Annotated in this window: 29 protein-coding genes; 6 read left to right on the top strand and 23 right to left on the bottom strand. The window is 56.9% G+C overall.

The window, feature by feature from the left end; genetic code table 11:
* Window positions 1-58 precede the first annotated feature (58 nt).
* The 12 genes from hisH to rho all read right to left on the bottom strand — a co-directional run bounded on the left by hisH (window position 59) and on the right by rho (window position 11,439).
* Complete coding sequence (hisH, locus tag CFB04_RS16065) at window positions 59-691, bottom strand: imidazole glycerol phosphate synthase subunit HisH (protein WP_088536338.1); 633 nt, start codon at window positions 689-691, stop codon at window positions 59-61.
* Between the two features lie 32 nt (window positions 692-723).
* A complete protein-coding gene (gene hisB, locus CFB04_RS16060) occupies window positions 724-1,311 on the bottom strand; it encodes an imidazoleglycerol-phosphate dehydratase HisB (protein ID WP_088536337.1) in 588 nt (195 codons plus the stop codon).
* A 149-nt stretch (window positions 1,312-1,460) separates the two neighbouring features.
* On the bottom strand, window positions 1,461-2,513 hold the full coding sequence (gene hisC, locus CFB04_RS16055) for a histidinol-phosphate transaminase (protein WP_088536336.1): 1,053 nt from the start codon (window positions 2,511-2,513) through the stop codon (window positions 1,461-1,463).
* Complete coding sequence (hisD, locus tag CFB04_RS16050; protein WP_088536335.1) at window positions 2,510-3,826, bottom strand: histidinol dehydrogenase; 1,317 nt, start codon at window positions 3,824-3,826, stop codon at window positions 2,510-2,512. The genes hisC and hisD overlap by 4 nt, the downstream gene beginning before the upstream one ends.
* Window positions 3,827-3,861: 35 nt before the next feature.
* Complete coding sequence (gene hisG / locus CFB04_RS16045) at window positions 3,862-4,500, bottom strand: ATP phosphoribosyltransferase (protein ID WP_088536334.1); 639 nt, start codon at window positions 4,498-4,500, stop codon at window positions 3,862-3,864.
* Between the two features lie 14 nt (window positions 4,501-4,514).
* The gene (gene murA, locus CFB04_RS16040; RefSeq protein WP_088536333.1) at window positions 4,515-5,768 is read right to left on the bottom strand and encodes a UDP-N-acetylglucosamine 1-carboxyvinyltransferase; all 1,254 of its coding nucleotides are present in this window, start codon (window positions 5,766-5,768) and stop codon (window positions 4,515-4,517) included.
* 38 nt (window positions 5,769-5,806) lie between these two features.
* Window positions 5,807-6,661, bottom strand: coding sequence for a peptide chain release factor N(5)-glutamine methyltransferase (gene prmC, locus CFB04_RS16035; protein ID WP_088536332.1), 855 nt, complete (start codon window positions 6,659-6,661; stop codon window positions 5,807-5,809).
* A gap of 188 nt (window positions 6,662-6,849) precedes the next feature.
* The gene (gene prfA, locus CFB04_RS16030; RefSeq protein ID WP_088536331.1) at window positions 6,850-7,917 is read right to left on the bottom strand and encodes a peptide chain release factor 1; all 1,068 of its coding nucleotides are present in this window, start codon (window positions 7,915-7,917) and stop codon (window positions 6,850-6,852) included.
* A 19-nt stretch (window positions 7,918-7,936) separates the two neighbouring features.
* Window positions 7,937-8,884, bottom strand: coding sequence for a DUF1385 domain-containing protein (locus tag CFB04_RS16025; protein WP_088536330.1), 948 nt, complete (start codon window positions 8,882-8,884; stop codon window positions 7,937-7,939).
* A complete protein-coding gene (gene thyX / locus CFB04_RS16020) occupies window positions 8,881-9,576 on the bottom strand; it encodes an FAD-dependent thymidylate synthase (protein ID WP_088536329.1) in 696 nt (231 codons plus the stop codon). The genes CFB04_RS16025 and thyX overlap by 4 nt, the downstream gene beginning before the upstream one ends.
* 159 nt (window positions 9,577-9,735) lie before the next feature.
* Window positions 9,736-9,933, bottom strand: coding sequence for a 50S ribosomal protein L31 (rpmE, locus tag CFB04_RS16015; RefSeq protein WP_088536328.1), 198 nt, complete (start codon window positions 9,931-9,933; stop codon window positions 9,736-9,738).
* Between the two features lie 258 nt (window positions 9,934-10,191).
* The gene (gene rho / locus CFB04_RS16010; RefSeq protein ID WP_088536327.1) at window positions 10,192-11,439 is read right to left on the bottom strand and encodes a transcription termination factor Rho; all 1,248 of its coding nucleotides are present in this window, start codon (window positions 11,437-11,439) and stop codon (window positions 10,192-10,194) included.
* Between the two features lie 382 nt (window positions 11,440-11,821).
* Here rho and CFB04_RS16005 point away from each other — a divergent pair, with 382 nt between their 5' ends.
* The 3 genes from CFB04_RS16005 (at window position 11,822) to CFB04_RS15995 (ending at window position 13,892) form a co-directional block, all read left to right on the top strand.
* Entirely contained in the window at window positions 11,822-12,295 is a 474-nt protein-coding gene (locus tag CFB04_RS16005) for a tetratricopeptide repeat protein (RefSeq protein ID WP_172825518.1), read from the top strand.
* Window positions 12,296-12,310: 15 nt separating this feature from the next.
* Window positions 12,311-13,081 carry an NRDE family protein gene (locus CFB04_RS16000; RefSeq protein ID WP_088536325.1) on the top strand — a complete coding sequence of 257 codons (771 nt, stop codon included), beginning with the start codon at window positions 12,311-12,313 and terminating at the stop codon, window positions 13,079-13,081.
* A 106-nt stretch (window positions 13,082-13,187) separates the two neighbouring features.
* Window positions 13,188-13,892 carry a hemerythrin domain-containing protein gene (locus CFB04_RS15995; RefSeq protein WP_088536324.1) on the top strand — a complete coding sequence of 235 codons (705 nt, stop codon included), beginning with the start codon at window positions 13,188-13,190 and terminating at the stop codon, window positions 13,890-13,892.
* On the opposite strand, the gene folK is transcribed toward CFB04_RS15995, so the two are convergent.
* From folK to CFB04_RS15945, 10 genes are all read right to left on the bottom strand, one after another.
* Window positions 13,876-14,409 carry a 2-amino-4-hydroxy-6-hydroxymethyldihydropteridine diphosphokinase gene (gene folK, locus CFB04_RS15990; protein ID WP_088536323.1) on the bottom strand — a complete coding sequence of 178 codons (534 nt, stop codon included), beginning with the start codon at window positions 14,407-14,409 and terminating at the stop codon, window positions 13,876-13,878. The genes CFB04_RS15995 and folK overlap by 17 nt on opposite strands.
* Window positions 14,406-14,771, bottom strand: coding sequence for a dihydroneopterin aldolase (folB, locus tag CFB04_RS15985; RefSeq protein ID WP_088536322.1), 366 nt, complete (start codon window positions 14,769-14,771; stop codon window positions 14,406-14,408). The genes folK and folB overlap by 4 nt, the downstream gene beginning before the upstream one ends.
* Window positions 14,772-14,789: 18 nt before the next feature.
* A complete protein-coding gene (locus CFB04_RS15980; protein WP_157698819.1) occupies window positions 14,790-15,545 on the bottom strand; it encodes an SDR family oxidoreductase in 756 nt (251 codons plus the stop codon).
* Entirely contained in the window at window positions 15,527-16,177 is a 651-nt protein-coding gene (folE, locus tag CFB04_RS15975; protein WP_088536320.1) for a GTP cyclohydrolase I, read from the bottom strand. The genes CFB04_RS15980 and folE overlap by 19 nt, the downstream gene beginning before the upstream one ends.
* 42 nt (window positions 16,178-16,219) lie before the next feature.
* Window positions 16,220-17,395 carry an NAD(P)/FAD-dependent oxidoreductase gene (locus CFB04_RS15970; RefSeq protein WP_088536319.1) on the bottom strand — a complete coding sequence of 392 codons (1,176 nt, stop codon included), beginning with the start codon at window positions 17,393-17,395 and terminating at the stop codon, window positions 16,220-16,222.
* A 16-nt stretch (window positions 17,396-17,411) separates the two neighbouring features.
* Window positions 17,412-17,750 (bottom strand): 4a-hydroxytetrahydrobiopterin dehydratase, encoded by a 339-nt coding sequence (locus tag CFB04_RS15965; protein WP_088536318.1) that lies wholly within the window; start codon window positions 17,748-17,750, stop codon window positions 17,412-17,414.
* 148 nt (window positions 17,751-17,898) lie between these two features.
* Complete coding sequence (locus CFB04_RS15960) at window positions 17,899-18,336, bottom strand: GSU0071 family protein (protein ID WP_369833137.1); 438 nt, start codon at window positions 18,334-18,336, stop codon at window positions 17,899-17,901.
* 387 nt (window positions 18,337-18,723) lie between these two features.
* The gene (locus tag CFB04_RS15955; RefSeq protein ID WP_088536317.1) at window positions 18,724-19,305 is read right to left on the bottom strand and encodes an outer membrane beta-barrel protein; all 582 of its coding nucleotides are present in this window, start codon (window positions 19,303-19,305) and stop codon (window positions 18,724-18,726) included.
* A gap of 49 nt (window positions 19,306-19,354) precedes the next feature.
* Complete coding sequence (gene elbB / locus CFB04_RS15950; protein ID WP_088536316.1) at window positions 19,355-20,011, bottom strand: isoprenoid biosynthesis glyoxalase ElbB; 657 nt, start codon at window positions 20,009-20,011, stop codon at window positions 19,355-19,357.
* Window positions 20,012-20,109: 98 nt separating this feature from the next.
* Complete coding sequence (locus tag CFB04_RS15945; protein ID WP_088536315.1) at window positions 20,110-21,027, bottom strand: NAD(P)H-binding protein; 918 nt, start codon at window positions 21,025-21,027, stop codon at window positions 20,110-20,112.
* A gap of 82 nt (window positions 21,028-21,109) precedes the next feature.
* Between CFB04_RS15945 and CFB04_RS15940 the strand changes: the two genes are divergently transcribed.
* The 3 genes from CFB04_RS15940 to CFB04_RS15930 all read left to right on the top strand — a co-directional run bounded on the left by CFB04_RS15940 (window position 21,110) and on the right by CFB04_RS15930 (window position 22,408).
* Window positions 21,110-21,682, top strand: coding sequence for a hypothetical protein (locus CFB04_RS15940; protein ID WP_088536314.1), 573 nt, complete (start codon window positions 21,110-21,112; stop codon window positions 21,680-21,682).
* 72 nt (window positions 21,683-21,754) lie between these two features.
* Complete coding sequence (locus tag CFB04_RS15935; RefSeq protein ID WP_088536313.1) at window positions 21,755-21,949, top strand: hypothetical protein; 195 nt, start codon at window positions 21,755-21,757, stop codon at window positions 21,947-21,949.
* A gap of 105 nt (window positions 21,950-22,054) precedes the next feature.
* Window positions 22,055-22,408 (top strand): PilZ domain-containing protein, encoded by a 354-nt coding sequence (locus CFB04_RS15930; protein ID WP_088536312.1) that lies wholly within the window; start codon window positions 22,055-22,057, stop codon window positions 22,406-22,408.
* Here CFB04_RS15930 and CFB04_RS15925 read toward each other — a convergent pair.
* Window positions 22,393-22,983, bottom strand: a complete 591-nt coding sequence (locus CFB04_RS15925; RefSeq protein ID WP_088536879.1) for a helix-turn-helix domain-containing protein — start codon at window positions 22,981-22,983, stop codon at window positions 22,393-22,395. The genes CFB04_RS15930 and CFB04_RS15925 overlap by 16 nt on opposite strands.
* Between the last annotated feature and the right edge of the window lie 56 nt (window positions 22,984-23,039).

Here is a 23,039-nt window from a genome sequence, read left to right as displayed (position 1 = left end):
GGCAGCCGAATCGACACCTGTCAGATCTTCTCTGTGCCTCAGGATATTGATTAGTCTCTCAGAACTTGCTCTCGGCAAAGTTTCTCAGTATCCGCAGTCCCACATCCTGGGACTTCTCCGGGTGAAACTGGGTCGCAACGATATTGTCCCTGCAGATGGAGGAGCAGAATTCGATGCCGTAGTCGGTGGTGGTAGCGACAACCGACTGTTCCGCCGGCTGCACATAATATGAGTGAACGAAGTAGACGTTTTTACCATCTTCGATCCCTTCAAAGACGCCGTGACGCTGCCGGAAGGAAAGCTGGTTCCACCCCATGTGAGGCACCGCAAGCTTTTCCCCGTTCTCGCTCATGCCTTCAGGAAAGCGCACAACCCGACCAGGGACGACATCTAGCCCCCTGTGCACACCAAACTCCTCCCCTTCCGTGAAGAGTAATTGAAGTCCGAGGCAGATACCGAGAAAGGGTCGGCCCTCCCGGATTACCTTCAGAAGCGGATCGACAAAGCCTCCCTGCTCCAGATTCCGCATGCAGTCGGCAAATGCACCGACACCCGGCAGGACTACCTTGTCGGCTTCAAGTACCAGCTTCGGGTCGGCAGTCACCGTCGCTTCAAAACCGACTTTTTCGAACCCCTTCTGCACGGAGCGCAGGTTCCCCATCCCGTAATCTATAATCGCTATCTTTCTCATCGCTCCAGCCTTTGCCACTGTGGTAGCGGGACCTACAGCTTCCCTTTTGTCGACATCACACCTTCGATCCGCGTGTCGATCTGGGTCGCGGTATCGAGTGCACGGGCGGCTGCCTTGAAGCATGCCTCCACGACATGGTGCACGTTATCTCCGTACATCACATTGAGGTGCAGATTTGCGCAGGAGTTGTTGACGAAAGCCTGAAAGAACTCCCTCACCAGTTCCACGTCGAAGTCCCCGATCTTCACTTTGGGAAGCCGAACGTTGTACACCAGGTAAGGGCGGCCCGAGAGGTCCACCGCCGCACTGGCAAGGGTCTCATCCATTGGCACCGTGGCCTGGCCGTAGCGGCGGATACCCTTCTTGTCACCCAAAGCTTCACGAAAGGCACTGCCGAGGACGATGCCGATATCCTCCACCGTGTGGTGAAAGTCGATGTCGATGTCGCCGCAGGCTTCCACTTCAAGGTTGAAGAGCCCATGCCGCGCAAAGAGGTCTAGCATGTGGTCGAGAAACGGGACCGACGTACAGATCTTCGACTGCCCGGTGCCGTCGATATCCAGGGAAAGCTTTATCTGCGTTTCCTTTGTAATACGTTCTATATTTGCCTGTCGGGACATATCCCCTCCATTGAAGGTTGCACCTTTTGCGTCATCTATAAACCGTCCTCGGCTAGTCTCCCTATACGACGCAGCGCTGGGTTGCTGATCTGAAGCAAAAGCCTTGGTTGCCGTGCAAAAGGCCGTGTTAAAGATCGTGCGACATCAATTCAGCCTATTTCCCCCAATGCTTCCAGGGTCTTCTCCATCTCCTCACGTGTGCCGATGGATATGCGCAGACCATGGACAAGAAGCGGGTCGGAAAAATGGCGAACCAGGATCTTGCGCTGAAAAAGACCGTCATACACCCGCCTTCCATCTGCATCGGGTGGCATGACAAAGACGTAATTCCCTTTGGACTCGATCACTGCATAGCCGAGGCCCCGCAGCTCGGTGGTGAACCAGTCACGTGTTTCGCGAACCTTGCGTATGCATTCGAGGAAATAATCCTGATCTTCCAATGCGGCCACGCACGCAGCCTGCGCCAAGCGGTCGAGGTTGTAATGATCACGGATCTTGTCGAGTGCTGAAATAACCTCCGGCCGGGCGATGGCGAACCCAAGCCGCATGCCGGCAAGAGAATAGCTCTTGGAGAGGGTCCTAGTGACAACAACATTCTCATGTTTTTTCACCAGCTCCAGCGCAGTAGTCCCGGCGAAATCCGCATATGTCTCGTCAAGAACCAGCATCCCGCTGCATCGACGGGCAAGTTCTTCGATGTAGGAAAGGGGGAAGCCGACCCCCAGGGGAGCATTCGGAGTGGTAAGGAAGAATATCTTTCCAGTGTAGACTTCAGGGAAATCGGCGACGCGGAAATCTTCGCTGAAACGGTAGGTGCGGACATTAGCCCCCTGCACCTCGGCCAGCGTCGCGTAGTATGAGTATGAGGGATGGACGTAGGCTATCTCCTCCCCTTCCGAGGCAAATGCGCGGATCAGGTTGTTAAGCACTTCGTCTGAGCCGTTGGCCATTATCACCCACGAGGGATCGAAACCATAAAGTCTGCCTGCCACTTCCCGCAACTTCCCGCTGGATGCGCTGGGATACCTGCGCAATGAAGAGCCGTCAGTACCGAGCTCATCCAGAATAGCCTTAACGACCTTTGGTGACGGCGGATAGCAGTTTTCGTTGGTGTTCAACTTGATATACGCCGACTCGTCCTCCGGCTGAAAACCGGGTACATAGCCTGCCATGGCAGCGATATTCGGCCTCAGCGGAATCATGATTTACCCTTCTTCTCGCTTTCCGGCTTCAGCCTGACGCTCACAGACTTCCCATGAGCTTCGAGACCCTCCAGTTCGGCGATCCGGACGATGTCGCGGCCGAGCCGGTTGAGGCCTGCTTCGGAGAAATAGACAATGGATGTTTTTTTGATGAAATCGTCCACCGAAAGCGGCGAGAAGAAGCGCGCCGTACCGCCGGTGGGAAGGGTGTGGTTGGGACCGGCAAGATAATCCCCCGCGGCCTCAGGGGTGAAATGACCAAGAAAGACCGCTCCGGCGTTCCGTATCTTCGGCAGCAGCTCGAAAGGAGCATTTACTGCCAGCTCCAGGTGTTCCGGAGCTATACGGTTCGAGAACGCTACAGCCTCATCAAGATTGCCCGCCACTATCACCACACCGAAAGCATCCCAAGATTTACGTGCTATCTGCTGCCGGGAAAGATTCTTCAGCTGACGCTCCACTTCCTCAATCACCTTTTCGCCGAACGCACGATCGGTCGTTATGAGGATGGAGGAAGCAAGCTCGTCGTGCTCCGCCTGGGACAGTAGGTCCGCAGCAAGGTGCGCAGGGTTTCCGCTACCGTCGTTGATGACCAGAATCTCCGAGGGACCGGCTATCATGTCGATGCCTACCTGACCGAACACAAGCTTCTTCGCCGTCGCGACGTAAATGTTTCCGGGTCCGGTGATCTTGTCCACACGCGGCACACATGCCGTACCGTACGCCAGCGCCGCCACCGCCTGGGCTCCGCCGATTCGGAAAATCCTGTCCACTCCGGAGAGGCGCGCCGCCACCAGCACGTGCGGGTTTATCTCTCCCCCCGGAGTGGGGGCCACCATCACGACTTCTCCGACTCCGGCCACCTTTGCGGGGACCGCATTCATGATCACACTGGAAGGATAGCTGGCCTTGCCCCCCGGAACGTAGATGCCGACCCGCTCGAGCGGCGTAACCATCTGGCCGAGCAATATGTCGCTCTCGTGCGTGGAGAGCCACGTCTCCTGCTTCTGCTTCTCGTGAAAGCGCGCAACCCTCTCAACGGCGAGCTTGAGTGCGGCGATTTCCTCTTCCGCCACCCGAGCGAAGGCGTAGTCTATATCTTCGTCGGAAACCTGAAGAGCCGTCACCGACTCGGCCTCCAGCCGGTCGAAACGCCGGGTGTACTCAAGAAGCGCAGCATCCCCACGGGTACGGACATCCGCAATGATATCGAGAACTACCTGCTCCACATCCTTTGCCGTTTCCTCGCTTCGGGAAAGAATCGCGGCGAATTGGGCATCGAAGTCGCTGTCGCTAAATTGAAGGAATTTCATAAGATATCCTAGCTCTCGCTGATCGGGCGCACGGACTACACGTGCTTTTCAAGCCCCTCGATGATTTCGGAAATACGCGGGTGTTTCGTTTTCAGGCTGGCACGATTGACAATGAGCCGGGTGGTTATCTCCGCTATCGTCTCCACCTCCACCAGTCCATTCTGACGCAACGTCTCACCGGTCGAAACCAGATCGACAATACGCTCCGACAGCCCGACAAGAGGCGCCAGTTCGATTGACCCGTACAGCTTGATGATCTCCACCTGAATCCCCTTGCTGCCGAAGTACTTCTCAGTGATGTTCGGGTATTTTGTGGCGATTCGTATATTCGACCAGCTGGCGGGGTCATCGGTACGAGAAAGTTCGGCTGGCTCGGCCACCATGAGCCGGCAATAGCCGAACTTCAGGTCGAGGGGCTCGTACAGATCCTTCTCCTGTTCAAGGAGAGTATCCTTCCCCACAATCCCAAGATCGGCGCTGCCGTACTCCACGTAGGTAGGAACGTCGGTGGCGCGCACGATCATGTAGCGCATCTTCTGCGCCGGGTTCTCGAAGATGAGCTTGCGAGTGTCCCCCAGGAGCTCGTCGCACTCGATGCCGATCTTTTTGAAAAGGGCCACGGAGTCGTGGAGGATGCGCCCTTTCGGGATAGCGATGGTGATGTAGTCGGTCATAAAGGATTATCCACTTATTCCGGGACTCTCTGTATATCCGCACCCAGTGCCGCCAGCTTCTTTTCGATAGACTCGTAGCCGCGGTCCAGGTGGTAGATTCGTGATACCTCGGTGGTGTTGTCGGCGGCGAGCCCGGCAAGGATGAGGGACGCAGAAGCCCGCAGATCCGTTGCCATAACAGGAGCCCCGGAGAGTTTTTTCACCCCCTTGACGGTGGCGGTATTACCCTCGACGGTTATATCTGCACCGAACCGCATCAGCTCGGATACATGCATGAACCGGTTTTCGAAGATATTCTCCGATATTACACTGGCACCGTCCGCAACGGACATGAGGGCCATGAACTGTGCCTGCATGTCAGTGGGAAAGCCTGGGTATGGCCTAGTCTTGATGTTCACAGCCTTGGGGCGGCGCGGCCCCTTGACCCGGACCACGTTATCCCGATTGATGATCTCGACCCCCGCGTCCTGAAGCTTGAAAACGAGTGCATCCAGGTGCTCAAGCTTCATGTTGCGCAGCTTGACGTCCCCCCCGGTTATCGCCGCAGCTATAATGAACGTGCCGGCCTCGATCCGGTCGGGCATCACCGGATGGGCTACCGGATTGAGCTCCTTGACCCCGGTGATCCGGATGGTGTCGGTGCCGGCGCCTTCAATTTTAGCCCCCATCTTGTTGAGAACTTCGGCAAGATCGATGATTTCAGGTTCCCGCGCGGAATTCTCCAGAATGGTCTCGCCGGCAGCAGTGGCCGCAGCCATCATCAGCTGTTCGGTGCCGCCTACCGTCGAAATGTCGAAGTTTACCCGCGCACCCTTCAGTTTCTTGGCCTTCGCTTCCACGTAGCCATGGGAAAGGGTGATGTCGGCACCCAAAGCAGCAAGCCCTTTCAGGTGGAGGTTGATGGGGCGGGCACCTATGGCACAGCCGCCGGGAAGCGAAACTCTCGCACGGCCGTGGCGGGCAAGGAGCGGTCCAAGCACGAGCACCGAAGCACGCATGGTCTTGACGAGATCGTATGTTGCCTCGACATTGTTGACGCCGGAGGTATCGATCCGTACCACGTTTCCATTCCCCTCAATGCGGGCTCCGAGCGACTCAAGAACCTTTATGGTCGTATTGATGTCGCGGAGGAAGGGAACGTTGCTGATTTCATTGATTCCGGGTGCGAGAATGGTTGAGATGAAGATGGGAAGTGCAGCATTTTTAGATCCGCTGATGGAGACTTCACCACTCAGCTTCCTGCCGCCTTTTATGATCAATTTGTCCAAAACTACCTCACGATGATTTTGACTGGATTACAAGCTGCCTATGGAAGACAGCCGCCTACGACACGCTCTACCCCCCCCCGATCACGGGCAGTAAAGACTTCAAGAAAACCTGATTCAGCGAAGAGCGATGCTACATCTCCGGCCTGGCCCACACCCACTTCGACCATAAGCCACCCGCCCCCGGTGAGATGACGTGGAGCAGCAGGGACGATGGATCGATAGAAGCCGAATCCGTCAGCACCGCCGTCGAGGGCGGCTGCAGGTTCGAAATCACGAACTTCGGGTTGAAGCGTCGCAATGTCTTCAGACCTGATATACGGAGGATTGGAAACGATCAGGTCGAATGTCCGCCCCGTAAACGGGGTAAATAAGGAACCTTCCACCAAAGTAATTCGGACGCAGTTTAATTCTGCATTTTCGCCGGCGATGGCAAGAGCTGCGGAGGAAGTGTCGGCTCCCGTCACCACCGCTTCCGGAAGCGCTTTAGCCAATGCAACGGCGATACAGCCGCTTCCGGTCCCGACGTCGAGGATTGTGCGGGCCGACGGCGCCCTGCGCACCGCTTCCTCGACGAGCACCTCGGTATCGTGCCGAGGAATGAGCACCGCAGGAGTTACCCTGAATTCAAGCCCCATGAATTCCTGCGTGCCGAGTATGTACTGAAGAGGCTCACGCCGCGCCCGGCGGCTAACCATCGTCCGGCAGCCTGCGAGTTCCTCATCGGTGAGCGGCTTGTCGAAGTTGACGTAGAGGCCCACCCGATCGAGGCCGAGTGCTGCAGCAAGAAGCCACTCAGTCTCCAGCCGCGCGTTCTCGACCCCCTTCTCCGCCAGATACCCCCGCGTCCACTCCAGGACCCTACGGATCGTCCAGATTTCCTGCTTTTCTGCCATATATTTTATGTGCCTGCTTGCGCTCAAAACTGCCGATATTCCAAAAGCCTGAGCCCGAGGAGTGAGGCGTAGCCATCAACGGAGCGACGTTCTCCTCTTCAGCGCGAGCGCCAGGCACTTGGATTTTGTGAAAAGTCAAGGCACCGAAGGAGCGGCCGGCAACGCCGAGATAGCCGGGCTCTTCTGATCTAGGCGGCCTGGCTCTGTTCCTTGAGCGCCTCCATCTGATAATGCGTCCTCAGCGCCTCTGTGATTTCGGCGATATCCCCTTCCATGATGGCGTCCAGCTTATAGAGCGTGAGCCCTATCCGATGGTCGGTCATCCGTCCCTGGGGGAAGTTGTAGGTCCGTATCCGTTCGCTCCTGTCGCCGCTCCCCACCTGCTGCTTACGGTCCGCGGCAAGCTTTGCGTTCTGCTCGGATGTGAGGATGTCGAGCATTTTGGTCTTCAGGACCTTCATCGCCTTTGCGCGGTTCTTGATCTGGCTCCGCTCCTCCTGACACGCAACGACGATGCCCGTGGGAATGTGTGTAATGCGGACTGCCGAGTCAGTGGTATTTACGTGTTGTCCTCCGGCTCCCGAAGATCGGTAGACATCGATTTTAAGGTCCGTCGGGTTTATATCAACGTCAATATCTTCCGCTTCGGGAAGGATGGCAACCGTGCAGGCGCTGGTGTGTATGCGACCTTGAGCCTCCGTCTCCGGTACCCGCTGCACACGGTGGGTGCCCGACTCGTACTTCAGCTTAGCGTAGACATCAGTCCCCTCGATGGATGCGACCACTTCCTTGTAGCCTCCCCGCTCAGATTCGGAACATGACAGGAGCTCCACCCGCCACCGGTTCTTTTCCGCGAAGCGGCTGTACATGCGGAAAAGGTCTCCGGCAAAAAGAGCAGACTCGTCTCCTCCGGTTCCCGCACGGATCTCGAGGATGACGTTGCGGCTGTCGTTGGGGTCTTTAGGGAGGAGCAGCAACCTTATCTCGGCTTCCCTCTCCTCTTTCCTGCCCTCCAGTTCCTCCAGCTCCGCTTCGGCCATCTCCTTCATCTCCGGGTCTGCCAACAGCTCCCGGTTGCCGTCGATCTCTTCGAGAATCTTACGATAACCCCGATATGCTTCCACGAGACCCGACAGGTCGGCATGCTCCCGTGACAGTTTGCGAAATTCGGCCTGGTTGGCTATTACGACCGGATCGGCGAGAAGCGCTTCCAGCTCCTGAAATCGTCGTTCAAGTTCTTCAATCTTGTCGAACATTGGCTACCTTCGAGATAAATTATACGACCAGCCGATCGTCCTTGTACCCGGCATTCACCTCTAGCGCCTCGTTGAGAGAGCGGATAGCGACCTCGATCTGGCTGTCGTCGGGCTCACGGGTGGTGAGCCGCTGCAAGGCGAGCCCGGGGGCTATCACCATCTTCACGATGGGATGAGTATCGTTCCTGGCGCTCCATTTGAGGAACTCGTACGAGATGCCGGCGATCACCGGCAGGAGAACGACCCTCGCCCCCGCCTTCAGATAGAAAGGCCAGAGCTTCGGAATAAGCGAAAAAACAAGGATGCTCACGAGCATGACGATGAGCAGGAAACTCGTGCCGCAGCGGGGATGCAGACGGCTGTAGCCTCTGACGTTTTCAAGCGTCAGCTCACGACCCGCCTCGAACGCGAAGATCGATTTATGCTCCGCCCCATGATACTGGAATACACGCTGGATATCTTTCATCCGGGAGATCGACCAGATGTAGATCAGGAATACCGCCACACGGATCGCGCCATCAACCAGATTGAATACAAGATTTGAATCGCCGATGATGGGAACAAGGAGCTTGGTCAGATAGAGGGGAAGAATGAAAAAAAGGAGAATACCGAAACCGAACGCGACGGCCATGGTGCCTCCCATGGCAAGCGTGCTGAATTCCTCCTTCTTTTCTCCCTCATCCAGCGCTTCGTTGGCCGAAAAATTGAGAGCCTTGATCCCGGCGACCAGCGATGTAAAGAGCGCCACCGCACCCCGGACCACCGGCAGCTTGACCACCGGATACCGCTCCGACAACGGGACTACCTCCTCCCGCTTGACCGCTATCTCGCCACTCGGCTTCCTGACTGCTATGGCAAGGGAGCGGGGAGCGCGCATCATGACTCCCTCTATAACCGCCTGCCCTCCGACATTTATCCGTTCCGCCAACAAGACCAGCCGGCTCAGCAACCGCATCGCGCGTTTCATGTCATCTCCTTGAAAAAGGTGCGGACATCTGCGATCTTCCCGCAGGTCATGTTCCCTTCTGGACAGGGTCCGCACAGGCAATCAGGACCTGCCTGCCGGAAAATCGTCGGAGCAACCCGCCTCACTAGCCGCAGCATTTCCAGAGCTACCTCCCGTATTTCCCACTGCGCACGCTCGCAGCAACGCAGCGAAAAGAAGTGAAGCAGCTCCCGGGCGTTCATGGTCACCATTATCTTCGTTTCTGCCGCATTTGGAAGAACGAAACGGGCATCCTCCGCCGGAGTACCGTCTTCGATGAGAGCGCGGTAAGCTGCTGCGCACGCGTCCATCGCCTGAGCGAACAGAGTTGCTCGCTTCTCTGAGGCGGCAATGGTCGGAGGTAAGACCTGAGGGAAATTATCTTCTTTGAAAGTAACGTATCGTTGCGACTGCTGGCTATAGCTCGCCACCCGGTGGCGCACCAGCTGATGAGAGCACGCACGGGATATACCCTCGATTCCGAAGGTAAAGGATGCGTGCTCCAGCACCGACTGGTGACCCAGTGACAGTATCTTGTCTAGAAAGGCCTGGACATCGGACGCGGAGAGCCTTCCGGAGAGCTCCTCGATGCCGACCGGGGAGTAGCAGAGTTTGGCAGCCAGAGCAATGGTCAGTTCCGGCTGGGGAGTGTGCTGTAGGAGAGCAACCTTCAAGAATTATTCTTTCCTTGCTGAACCGGGCGCTAACACCCGGCTTCTCCACCTATGGCTTTTCGGATCAGGCGACGCATGCAGGGTTCCGGCCATCAAAAAACAGAAGGGGATTTCGCCATGGACAAAATCCCCTTTTGAAGCCGTACGCCCTGGGGGCTCTTACATGCCGTAACGTTTCTTGAACCGCTCCACGCGGCCGGCCGTATCGACCAGCTTTTGCTTCCCGGTAAAAAACGGATGGCAGGCCGAGCAAATCTCGGTGCTGATCTCCGGCCTTGTGGATTTTGTCTGGAAGGTGTTGCCGCAAAGGCATTTCACCGTGACTTCAGTGTACTTCGGATGGATTCCTTCTTTCATATCTTCCTCCTCACCCTGACTCAAGCGGGCTCTTTGTTATAACCAATTCGGAAAGTAGTTACGCTACCACTTCCCCACATTGTTTTCAAGAAATTTTTCCGCGGCTGGCAGCGCACTTAACAGGCTGTTGAAACCTGGGTTGCTCAGGAACGACCAGATCGTCGCACCCACAGCCCATGGAAGCGTAGCTGCACATACCGCACACGGCAGCTTTCGAGGACGGTGGCAAAGTCACGGTTTTTCAACAACCTGTTAAAGCTATTTGCTCATGGAATCGAGGAATTCCTGATTCGTCTTTGTCCCCTCCAGCTTGGAGAGAAGAAATTCCATGCTGTCGACGACATTCATCGGATGGAGCACCTTCCGGAGTATCCATATCCGGTTGAGGGCGGCCTTGTCGATGAGCAGCTCCTCCTTCCTTGTGCCAGACTTGTTGATGTCAATGGCCGGGAATGTCCGCTTCTCGACAAGCTTGCGATCCAGGTGGAGCTCCATGTTGCCGGTCCCCTTGAACTCCTCGAAGATCACCTCGTCCATTTTGCTTCCTGTATCTATAAGCGCGGTGGCGATGATGGTGAGCGAGCCCCCTTCTTCGATGTTCCGCGCTGCGCCGAAGAACCGCTTCGGCTTATGGAGAGCGTTGGAGTCGACACCGCCGGAGAGAATCTTGCCGGAAGGAGGAATTACGGTGTTGTAAGCGCGGGCTAGGCGGGTGATCGAGTCCAGCAGGATGACTACGTCCCGCTTGTGCTCCACCAGACGCTTCGCCTTTTCAATCACCATCTCGGCAACCTGGATATGGCGTGCGGCCGGCTCGTCGAAGGTGGAGGAGACAACCTCCCCCCGGACCGAACGCTGCATGTCGGTAACCTCTTCAGGCCGCTCATCGATCAGAAGCACGATGAGGAACACTTCGGGGTGGTTTTCGGCGATGGAATTTGCGATGTTCTGAATGAGCATCGTTTTCCCGGTGCGGGGAGGAGCTACGATGAGTCCGCGCTGTCCCTTGCCGATGGGAGCGATCAGCTCCATCACACGGGTCGACATGTTGTCATGGGTGGTTTCGAGCTTTAGCTTCTCCTCGGGATAGAGAGGAGTCAGGTTGTCGAAGAGTATCTTGTCGCGTGCCACCTCTGGGGGCTCGTGGTTTACAGATTCGACTTTTAGGAGGGCGAAATAACGCTCTCCTTCCTTGGGTGGCCGGATCTGCCCTGAAACTGTATCTCCCGTGTGGAGATTGAACCTGCGTATCTGGCTCGGAGAAACGTAGATATCGTCGGGACCGGGCAGATAGTTGTAGTCCGGCGCCCGGAGAAACCCGAAGCCGTCCGGAAGAGTTTCGAGGACCCCCTCGCCGAATATCATACCGTTCTTTTCGGTCTGGGCGTTGAGAATGGCGAAGATAAGGTCCTGCTTCCGCAGGCTCGAAGCCCCTTCGATGTTTAGCCCCTTCGCAATAGCAGCTAAGTCATTAATCTTTTTACCTTTTAATTCTTGTAGATTCATCTATTCTCCTGATAACGCAAATATCCACCTGTTATCGGCACTGTGACATCGGCGGTTGAGCTTTATTGCATTTACTGCACGAATTTTTCTCTATGGGGGTCCGTTGAATAGCCTGAGGAAATGCGTCGGCAAATGGTTGCTTGCAAAATGTGAGTTAGTAGTTACCGTTACGCAAAATGGAATTGAATCGAAACAGAGCTAGGAAGCTTCAGCGAGGATACTGACATGTATAAACTGCCACCCACTGTTTGTCAATACCCTTCTGATGCTTTTTCAACAGAGCATGGCTGCAGAGGCGGCGTTGACGTATCCTTGCCTTCCGTGTACTATCTGCTGCGAACGGGCAACAGGCCCCACACCGGATGGCTTTGGGACGTGTGTCATGACGGAAAAACTGCTTTTTCTATCCCTGCTAGGCATTCTGGTGTCAATGCCTGCTGCGGAAAACGCCAATGCCGCTGCGGCATCAGGCCCACCGAAATCGAAGCAAGCCTACGAAAGCCTGAAGCCGATGGCCGAAGAAGGACGCGCCGTAGCGCAGCACGAACTGGGTGTAATGTACCGCACCGGCAAAGGAGCCCCCCAGAACGACGCTCAAGCGGCGAGATGGTTTCGTAAGGCTGCGGAACAGGGATTGGCGGAAGCACAGAACAACCTGGGGGGCCTATACGCCACCGGCCGAGGTGTAAGCCGCGATATCGTCAAAGCATACGCATGGTTCATGCTCGCTGCGGACCAGGGGCTTGCTGAAGCAAAAGCCAACCGGGCCAGACTGGCCAAGCAGATGTCCGGTGACCAGCTGGCAAGAGGAAAGCAAATGGCCTCCCGTCAGTTGGCCAGGAAACCGTCGGAGTAGTGACAGAGCCCCCACATGTGCCTGATCCTTTTCGCGAATGAAGTGCACCCGCGGTACCAGCTCATAATTGCAGCCAACCGGGACGAGTTCTATGAGAGGCCTACGGCTCCCGCCGCCTTCTGGAACACCTCCCCCGACATTCTCGCCGGAAAGGATCTCCGGGGAGGCGGCACCTGGCTCGGCATCTCTCGGTGCGGGCGATTCGCCGCGATCACCAACTATCGCGAGCACCCGCATCACCATGAAGGAGCAAAGTCCCGCGGGCTGCTACCGCTCGACTTCCTTCGCGGCAATATGAGCGAGGAGCGCTACCTGTCAACGGTAACGGAAAAGGGGGCTGACTTCAGCGGTTTCAACCTCATATTCGGCACTCCCGGCCACATCTGCTACGCAACCAACCGCGGCGATTCCATCGCCAGAATACCTCCCGGCATTCACGGCCTCTCCAACCATCTCCTCGACACTCCCTGGCCCAAGGTCCGACGCGGAGCGGCGGCACTGGCCGACGCCTTATCGGGTGAAGGGGCGCAGATTGCGGAACGCCTCTTCTCCATCCTTGCCGATCGCTTTCTTCCTCCAGACAACGAACTGCCGGAAACCGGGTTCGGCCTTGAATGGGAGCGCATCCTGTCCCCTCCCTTCATCACCTCCCCCGCCTATGGCACCCGAGCATCAACGGTGCTCCTAACAAGTTACGACGGTTCGGTCAGCTTCATCGAACGAACGTTCGGCCCGGGCGGCACGATGGTGCAGACCATATCGCACGACTTCAGGATAGAGAAATAGTCCCTTGGCAATTACTCCCCATTCTTCGCTGCGCCCCCGCTGAATCCTCTCCCGCTTGCGATATAATTTTGGACGAACATCAATCGACGGCAAGCGGGGGTTTTACATGCGAATTCTTAACGAGATGCAGAACCGAAGGACCTTCCTCAAACGAGGATCGATGATACTTGCCGCCGCGCCGCTCCTGCACCCGGGCCATACCCTCGCAGCGGAACCTCCGGAGGGGGAGGATATACCGGCCGTGGAAGAACTGATGCGAGAACACGGAATACTGGACCGGCTGCTGCTTATTTATGAAGATATCGCCCTGCGATTGGCGGAGGAGCGTGAACTTCCCGAAGAAGCCCTTCCACAGGCGACGTACCTGATTCGCCGCTACGTCCAGGATTTTCACGAAAAGCTGGAAGAAGAATACGTCTTTCCCTGGTTCGCAAGCATCGAAGGCTTCTCGCCACTTGTAAAGGTGCTCGTGCAGCAGCATAAGGCGGGGCGCCTGCATGTAGAACGCCTGAATCGCCTCGGTGACCGGGAAGCCCTGGGCAACCCGCGGAACAGAAGCGATGTGGCAAAATCGCTGAAGGCATTCATAACCATGTATCGCCCGCACAAATCACGGGAGGATACCGTCCTTTTCCCGGCGCTTCACGAACGCGCCACGGCCTACGATCTGGCATCACTGTCTGAAATTTTCATGGAGAGGGAGGAGAAAACGTTCGGAACCTGGATATTCAGGGAGATGGTCGAAGAGGTGGGAATGGTGGAAAAGGAATTGAATATCTACCGCCTTGAGCTGTTCACGCCGGAGATCTAGGGGGATCAATCTTCACGTCATCCCTGCGTCGCATTCCGGAGGTCTCCGGCGACATGTGGGCGGCTGTTTCGGCCAGGGTCTCTCCGGTTTCAGGATGTCGCCACTCCGGCGCGATTTCTCCCAGCGGTATCGTAATGTATGGATGCTCCAGCGCCTCAGTATCTGAGATGTAGCGCGAACCGGTCCGAAGAGGGTCGGGATTGAAGAATACGATGTCGATGTCGATGGTGCGGGGACCGTTGGGGTTCGGACCGCGGATGCGGCCGAGGACACGCTCGATTTCGGCAATTGCATGATCCTTGAGTTCTGCAGCAGAAAGATCAGTCTCCAGCCATACCGCAGCGTTGAGAAAGTTGGCCTGCTCTTCATATCCGAAAGGTGGGCTCTCCCAGACGGTTGAGACGCAGCGTATCTGCCCGTAACGGGAGAGCTGCCGGACTGCTTCAGGCAGATTGCGCTCCGGCTCGATATTCGATCCCAGCGAAAGGAGGGCCTGATTGCTGGTTCCCGGAGTCATGCATCCCCTCTCCCCCGCTCGATGGTAACGCCGACGGACTTGGCAAACCGCAGCGCCCCCGGCTTGTCCACCGACACGCGGACCCTTTCCACCCCCGGTTCGGCCAGACAAAGCCGGGCAATGTCCGCGGCAAGCTTTTCCACGAGATTGAACTCCCCCCCCTCCACCACCGGGACGATCTTCTTGACCAGAGTGCGATAATTTACCGGCGCGTTCCCGATGTCGTCACTCCTGCCGGCACTGCGCGTGTCGACAAAGAGGGCGAGGCTGATGACGACGTCCTGCCGATTATGGCGCTCTTCAGGAGTTATGCCTATGACCGTCCTGAGGAGGAGTTTTTCTATCCGGATAATATCGCTCACGGGTGCTTCCTTTCTTTTTCAGAGATGCTGGCCGCCATTGACGAAGATGGTCTGTCCGGTGACGTATCCGGCTTCGAGAAGGTAGAACAACGCCTCTGCAACATCCTGAGGGGAGCCGCTTCTTTGAAGAGGTATCCGTTCGGCAAGATCTTCGAGGTAGGAAGCATTTTTTCCGGGAGGGGGAAGAATCGCTCCGGGTGCGATGGCATTCACGCGAACGCGGGGAGCGAGAGCCAGTGCCAGGCTCTCGGTCATCGTAATTATTCCCCTCTTTGTGATGGTATAGGCGATGTAATCGGGGCCGGGACGGATAGCGCGCCAGTCGGCGATATTGATTATCTGCCCCTCCCCCCCTCCCAGCTGCCGCACGAACTGCCGGGAAAGAAAGAACGGCGCCTTGAGGTTAAGCGCAAAGTGCTCGTCCCAGTTCCATTCGTCGGTAGTCTCCAAGTCTCCTGGGTAGAAAATCGCAGCATTGTTCACGAGGATGTCGATTACGCCGAACCGCGCAACAACTCGATCCACGAGTCCCGTGACTTCCTCCGTCCGCCGCAGATCAGCTGAAAAACGTTCCGCTTCTCCTCCCGCATCGAGAATGGACGAAACGGTGTCTACCGCAGCCGCTTCAGAGGCCGCATAATGCACAGCAACCCGCACACCGCGAGTCGCAAGCGCCGTAGCCAGAGATCTGCCGAGACGAACAGCGCCCCCCGTCACAAGGGCCGTTTTCCCTTCGAGCTTCATCTCCTCCCCCGCTACTTGTGTATACCGCACGAATTTAGAAACTCCGCCCTCAATGCGGGGTCATCCTCATAGAATCCGCGCCAGAAAGTGGTCCGCGTCGTAGGTGTCTTCTCCCTCACGCCGCGCATCTCGATGCACAGGTGGTGCGCCTCCAGATATACCGCCACCCCGTGAGGCTGGAGGATGGTTACCATCGCGTCGGCAATCTGCTTGCCGATCCGCTCCTGAACGGCAAACCGCGCGGCAAAGAGATGCACTAGACGGCTCAGCTTTGAAAGGCCGAAAATGTGCTCGTGAGGAATGTATCCTATATAGGCGTAGCCGAAAAAGGGAAGAGCGTGGTGCTCACAGAGGGAAAAGAAGCTGATCGGGCCTTCGATCACCTGGCTGAGTCGGCAGTCGGAGCCCCCCCGGCACTCGGTTTCGAACGCCTTTACGAGCTTAGGGTCACCGTCATAGCCGCTCGTTATGTCGAGCATGGCCTTTAAATAGCGGCTGGGTGTCTCCCTGGCGGATTCGGAATTGAGGTCTAGACCGAGTGCGGAAAAAATTTCGGCGATGTATCCCTCGAAGCGCACCTGCTGCTCGTCTGTCAGCTTGCGGTGAAGCAGACCCAGAATGTGGCTGTAATCGTTGTTGTTAGGATCATGGACATGGCTCATAACTCCCTCCTCCTATAAAAATGACATTGCAGCCTCAACACACTATGCAGGCAGCCGCCCCTTAAGCTCATCCGCCTTCACCTGTACGCCTGATTCGATGAGACGGCGGGCGTGGTCAACCTGGTCCCATACATTCCAGAGGAGGACTCCACGCACCTTGTCCTGGCGCATATAATAGAGCACTCCCTTACGATACGGCTCCTGCCAGTCGGCCACTACATCCAGCCCGGCATCCAGTTCCCCCACAGCCTCATAACCCAGATCGAACATGTCGGAATAGAAGAACGGCAGGTGGCGGTAAGCCTCACCGGCCCCAGCCATATTGCGACCGGCCTGGCGCCCCATCGCAAGGGCGTTGTCTTCATGCTCGAACCTATACCGCCCCTCCAAGGCCGGCACATGATACGATGCCACATCCCCTGCGGCGAAAATATCGGGAGGAAGGGCCCGCAGTTGCTCGTCGACCTCGATTCCGTTGCCTGTCGTGCATCCCGCCCGCACTGCCAGCTCCAGGTTCAGATCGATGCCGAGCCCCGCTACGACGCCGTCAACCGAAAGGAGCCTGCTGCTGCCCGTCTTGACCGTAAGCAATTCCCCGTGCCGCGCAACTCCCGCAACAGTATCCCCCGCCAGCACCTCAACCCCCTGCCTCCGGTAGTGCTCGTTGAGAAACAGGCTCAGGTCCGCAGGGAATACCTTTTTGCATATAGACGCCTCCGGAAAGAGGAGAGTTACTTCTTTTCCGACCATAGCCAGCGCCGCGGCGATTTCAGATCCTATAAAGCCGCCTCCGATCACTGCGAAGCGCTGCCCCTTCTCGGTGAGCTCCCGAAGCAGAGTATAGTCCCCCAATGTACGGAAGTAGATGACTTCGTTATTGGAGAAAAGGAAACGGCGGGGCGAGCCCCCTGTGGCAAGCAGGAGCTTGCCGTACTCGAAGATCGAACCGCTGCTGTCACGGACCGCCTTTTCCCGCGGGTCGAGGTGCTCCACCCTATGCCCGAGAAACAGCTCAGCGCCTGCCGCTTCGGTCCCACGCCAGATGCTTTCCACCGGCTTTCCCTGCCACAACTTTTTTGACAAGGGTGGCCGAGCATAAGGCGGGGCCGATTCCTCGGAAATAAGAGCGATCGTGCCGCTGCCGTCGATCTCGCGAATTCCCTTTACGGCCGCGTCGGCAGCCATTCCGCCCCCCACGATGACATAGTCGTAACGCATACCATTCTCCCCCTATTCACACCAGGAGTTGCTCAACCCTGGCGGCACAGATGAAATCGTTTTCGGAAAGACCGCCTACGGCATGGGTGCTGTAACGCACGCGGCACTGCCGATATGAAAATTCGATGTCGGGATGGTGATCCTGACGGTTGGCCACCCAGGCCACTGCATTCACGAAGGCCATGGTTTGGCAGAAATTTCCAAAGCTGAACTTTTTTTCTATGGCGTTGTCACGTAGCTCCCAGCCCGGCAGCTCCGCCATGTACCGCTCTATCTCCGGAACGCCAAGGGGCGAAGCACCTGCATCAGGTCTTTTGCACTGACGGAGCGCAAGCGTACGAGGATCTTTCTCCATGACGACCTCCGCTGACAGGAATTATGCAAAAGTTTAACATTAATGAGTTTGACTGCAACGGGAGGAGGGTGATTATGAGCAGGGGAGAAAAAGCAAAAAAAGCGGCCGAAGAAGGCCGCTGTGAGAGCTGACTGGTGGGTCGATAAGATTATGAGGCCATTTCCTTGTCGGTGAGCTCTACTATTTCGCGGTAAATGGCGATCATAACCCCGATGTCGCACCATTTCTTCGCCACGGTGCTCAGAAGGAACCAGGCGTTGGCCAAAGTCCCGGCCAAAAGGCAGATACCGAGAGTCCGCTCACCCTCGGTCGCCATGAGGACGATGGAGTAAACAGCGATGGTCACCATGGAAGCAAACCATGCCACTTCCGGTCCCTTGAAGGGATTCTCCATCACTTTCAGATAGTCGATGTAGTAGCGGGTGAGCCCGCGCACCTTCCCGAGAAATTCCCGCTGGTCATCGCCCCCGTGCCTCATGTATACGTAAGCCAGAAAGCGCTCCCTGGCCTTCTGTACCCCTTTCTCCTTCCGCGTGAGCACGTACTTGTCGATTGCTTCGTCAATGGTGTCGATTTCCACATTCATTGCCACACCTCTTTTCCGCGTGCTTTGCGTGTACATCCTGCCATGGGTGCACGTCCATTCGTGTTTTTTCAGGATCCATGCCAGACACACGACCGGCATGAAAAGGAGGACTCACGAGACCGTATCTTCACCATCGGCAGTAGTTTGCTTAGCTTGAGACGGACTTTTGGACGTTAACTCACCGACTGTTCCTCCAGGGATTAACATGCTCCTTCTGCAAATCTGCGAAGTTGAAATGCAGATTTGCAAAAAGGAGCGGCACCTGCAGCAGAATCGTGGCTCGACCAGCTGTCATTGAATCCGTGGAAATAACGGCAATCGCCCGTGAGGGGAAACGGGCGGAAGGAGATCAATGACCGGCAGGCAGCAGCGCCTGCCGGGAAGGGATCAGAAGAAGTACCTGACGCCAAAAGTGCCCGAGAAGCTGGAGGGATCGAAATTGCCTCCTGCTCCGTCGATATCCGCCTCAGGAGCGATTACTATCTTCCCTTCAGCATTCAGCGCAATGTCACGGGTGAGGAAGTAATCGACACCTCCGGAAGCGTGGATGCCGACCACCGTATCCACGTCGGCTCTCTCATATTCGTTGAAAAGGATGTCGAGTCCGCCGCCGGCGTACGGAACGATTTTAGGGTCCGCGATCATGAACCGGTACTGGGCACCGAATGCAAGGTTGGTGATGCTGAAGTCACCCTGACGCGGGCCGCTCGGAAGCTCGGTACCGAACCATGTATGCGTGATGTCAAGCTCCAGGGCGATGTTCCGGTCAAAGCCGTAGATGAAGCCGCCGCCACCGACAAAGCCGGCGTCAGCATTGAGCTTCCGGTCGTTGTAGTCGCTGTCCGCAGGAATCAGGAACCCCAACCGCCCCGTGACGCCGAACCTGTTCTGGATGCTCTCAGCAAACGCGGTCCCTGTGGATAGTGCGACAGACAACAGGAGCCCTCCGAAGACGAGAAGTCTTTTCATTTCCGTTACCTCCTCAAGAGATTTGGGTGCCGACACCAAACTTTAGGTTTCAAGCCATTTCAAGCGTCGCCTTTACCGCCTTCTCGATCCCTTCTGCAGCTTCGGAAATTCGCTCCGCCAGCATGTAGGCCGGGGTCGAAACGATTCTGCGCTCCTTGTCCACCACGAATTCGGTTACCGGGCACTCCACATGGACGCTTCCCGTCTGGCCGATGGCGGCAGCGGTCCCCGCATCCGTGCCGATGGTAACCTGAGGCGCATACTCTTTGCCCAGCGTCGCGGCGATAAGGGCAGGCGCGATGCAAATGGCACAGATCGGCTTCTTCGCCTTCGCCATGTCGCGAAGCAGTCTCGCCACCTCCGGCTGAATGGAGGCCTCGGCACCTTTTTCGGCAAAGTTGCAGAGGTTTTTCGCCGCCCCGTATCCTCCGGGAAAAATAATCGCGTCAAGCTCCCCCGCCTGTACTTCAGCGATGTTCCGTATCCTGCCGCGGGCGATCCGGGCCGATTCGGCGAGAACACTCCGCTTCGCTCCGGAGGGCTGACCCGTTATGTGGTTCACTTCACTCAACTCGATATCTGGGGCCATACATATGGCCTCGCCACCATTTCGATCGATTGCGAGGAGCGTAAAGACCGCCTCATGGATCTCGCTTCCGTCGTACACGCCGCATCCTGAAAGAACAACGCCGATTTTCTTTTTCATGGTTCCTCCTTGTGATTGCATCAAATATGTCGTGCGGGCCGCACCTGTCAACGCGCGGAATATACCATAACAGGATGGTCGTTACGAAGGACTAATAGTTATTGTGTAGCACACTTTCCCACCTCCGCAAGGGCCACCCTTACTGCGTCATCATACGGTGTAAGCGTAACAGGGAGAATTTCGCGGATGCGGTCGTCGCGGCACACGACCTCGTTTTTCAACCCCTCCACGAGTGGTACGGAAATCGACGGCGGTATTGAAGAAAATAGGCCGGCCGCATATGCGGCAACATGCCGGGGAAGAAATCGGAGGGGGATAATCCGGATAGGTCTTCCCTCTATGGAAGCCAGGCGCTCAAGCATCTCGCCATACGTGAGCACCTCCGGCCCGCCTATGTCGAACGTTCCGCGGGAGGTACGATTCTCACCGAGGCAACCTGCAAGATATTGAATGACATCGGCAACCGCTATGGGCTGACAGCGGGTTGAAACCCAGCGCGGCGCAGGAAGCACGGGAAGACGTTCCACAAGAGACCGCATGATCTCGAAAGAGGCTGCTCCTGCACCAATGATAACCGCAGCCCGGAGTATCGTGGCGTCATAGGAGCCGTGCCTCAGGACATCGGCAACTTCACGCCTGCTTTCCAGATGTTCGGAAAGCCTGTCGTCGGCCTCCCCGAGACCCCCGAGGTATATGACCCGCCGTACCCTTCCCCGGCCGGCTGCGGCTGCGAAGTTTTCGGCCGCCTCACGGTCTCTTCGTCCGAAGCCGCTCCGCCCCCCTGCCAGTGAGTGGACCAGATAGTATGCGGCACTGACGCTGTTAAAAGTTTCCCGCAGCGTCAATGGTTCGAGCAGATCCCCCTGCACCTGCTCGACCTCAGGAGGAAGTGAGGGGTGTGTGTGCCTGGCGAGGCTCCGCACCTGATACCCCCGCCGCAGAAGCTCGTCGATCAACCTGAGGCCGATGAAACCGGTCCCTCCGGTTACAAGAACCTTTCCTGAAGACTCCGCCATGGGACACCCGCCAAGAAGGATTCCCTTTGCTGAGAAAGAGGCTATAATTGTCCCTCATTTTCAGCACTAAACAAGAGGTCGTATGCAGCCTGCGGAACTGAAGATATTCCATAAGCAGATCCTCGTCGAAAATACATACGTATATTCCGCCCAGTGGGTGCTCCTCCCCTGCACAAACGCGAGCATCACTCCCTCTTTGATGATGGAAAGATACCTGCAGCATATTCGCCGCGCCACGTTCTCCCTCATTCGCCCGACCCGAACCAGATCCGGAATCGATTTCAATATCCTCTCCAGCAGGCTCTCCCTCCTCGCCTTCGCACCTCCCGAGGAGGAGCGTTTCAGCATGAAGCTCCCTATCCGCGGGGGATTGCTGGTGCAAAAGGGGTATGCCTACAACGGCAAGTTCGCCTTTAGCGTCGAGCAGGGAGAAGGGGGAATGCGGCTTATGCTGGAGCTCTCCGGTTTTCGCCCGCTGTTGCTGGGCCGGCCGAATCCAACGAAGCTTTGCAGATGGTTTTACCGCCTGACACAGGCACTTATCCACAAGAAGGTTTGCATCTCCTTTGTCATCCGGATGGTAGAGCAGGCGTGCGTAGAAAAGGTACCGGTCAGGGTCGTGCAGGTATCGGGCCCGGAAGGGAGCGACATCTAAGTAAGGTACGGAGGAGGTTGCAGAATGCCTGGCGCGTGCTACCATTGCTCCTAGCGGGGAAAGGAGGGGGCCATGCGCGACAGGGAGCACCAGAGCGTCTGCAACAGGACCGAACGGAAAGATGAACGGGTCCGGCTGCGCAACATCAAGACCGGGGACATCGGGTTGGCCTTTCAGTGTACCCCCCCTGGAGAAACCATTCAGGTCGAGCTCGAAGACGGAAGCCTCGACAGCTGGCCTGCAACCGATTGCGAGGAAGCGCGCTGAAGTATACGAACACATCATGCGCTCCACCGGAGCAAGTGGTGTGGTGCGTTTGCTGAATGCGAGCCTCAGGGGCAACATGAACGTTGAGCTTTGCGGGGGTCGATCTTGGAAAAACGGAAGGAGAGCCGGGTGCCGCTCGGCGTCGGATGCTGGCTCGTTCACATGGACGAAGCTGCCTGCTTCGACACCCTCGATGTTTCCGGAACCGGAATGTCTGTGCTGATAAGCAGCCCGCTACCCATTGGAAGGCGGGTGAGCCTTCAGTTCTTCACACCGGATTCGGCAAAGCCGGTCCCGGTCGCGGCGGAAGTGGTATGGACCAGTCTCGAGGACGATCAGGGGAGCATGGGACTGCGGTTTCTGGAAATGGACGAGAAGACCGAGAAGGTGGTCAGGGAGTTCGGAAGGCTCCTGAAACTGCAAAAGCGCTTCCCAGGCTCTCCTCAACCGGGAGAATGAAGCACTGCCACCGCCCGGGCCTTCTTTTCTCCCACGGAAACATACCCGTGCGGTTCCGACGAATCGTAATAAATGCTGTCTCCCGGCTTCAGCACCATCTTCTCACCCGCGTAGTGAAATTCCAGTTCTCCCTCCACAAGGTAGATGAACTCCTCCCCCTCGTGCCGGTAATAGTAGCTGTCGTCCCACTCGGTGAGCTGGAACTCCACCAGGAAGGGTTCTATCTTCTTATGGCGGACCCCCGGAGCGAGCGGCCGGTAGAGGTAGCCTTGCGTTATGTCGCTTTTGGGGCGACGCGTGCTCATCCCCCCTTCGCTTCCTCTGACCAGCACGAACTTCTGCCGGTCCCCCTCCTCCTCGAAGAAAAAATGTATGCCGACTTTCAGGCCCTTTGCGATCTTCAGCAGTGTGGCCAGTGGAGGGATCACCTGGTCGTTCTCGATCTGCGAAAGCAGAGGTTTCGACAGTCCGGAAAGCTCGGAAAGCTCCTGCAGGGTGAGTCGTCGCTCCTGGCGCAACTTGCGGATCTTTTCCCCCAGCCTCAACTCACGGACCTCGGCCCTGATGTCTTCCATGCCCCCTCCTTTTCCCGCATTCTTATATGCAATGGAGGATGTTTCGTCAAGGCCGA

The organism is Geobacter sp. DSM 9736 (assembly GCF_900187405.1).
Classification (GTDB): domain Bacteria; phylum Desulfobacterota; class Desulfuromonadia; order Geobacterales; family Geobacteraceae; genus DSM-9736.
The sequence above is the reverse complement of the archived record's forward strand: the minus strand, read 5'-3'. Positions and strand labels throughout refer to the sequence as shown.